This window comes from Pseudoalteromonas sp. GW168-MNA-CIBAN-0100, from assembly GCF_040309225.1.
Taxonomy (GTDB): domain Bacteria; phylum Pseudomonadota; class Gammaproteobacteria; order Enterobacterales; family Alteromonadaceae; genus Pseudoalteromonas; species Pseudoalteromonas arctica.
Window position 1 is genome coordinate 1 of record NZ_JBEOOL010000422.1, and the last position, 290, is coordinate 290.

Annotated in this window: 1 protein-coding gene; it reads left to right on the top strand. The window is 44.5% G+C overall.

What is annotated here, in order from left to right; genetic code table 11:
* Window positions 1-290: pseudouridine synthase (locus tag AAEY62_RS21780; protein WP_350636479.1), on the top strand; the 290-nt coding region annotated here is incomplete at both ends.

A 290-nucleotide genomic window follows, 5' to 3' on the forward strand; every position in this document is an offset into this window, starting at 1 on the left:
TGCCAATAGTGATGAACTACACAAAACGGTATTCGATTTAATTGACGAGCCAAATATGAGCGACTTTCACGTAGCAGGCCGCCTCGATATTGACACCACTGGCTTAGTTATCTTAACCAACGATGGCGACTGGTCGCATAAAATAACGTCTCCTAAAAACAATAAATTTAAAACCTACTTAGTAGAAACCCAAGAGCCCATTACTGACGAATCGTTAGAGGCACTGCGCGAAGGGGTACAATTACATAACGAAAAAGCTCTAACCCGCCCGGCAAAAGCAGAGCGCCTCG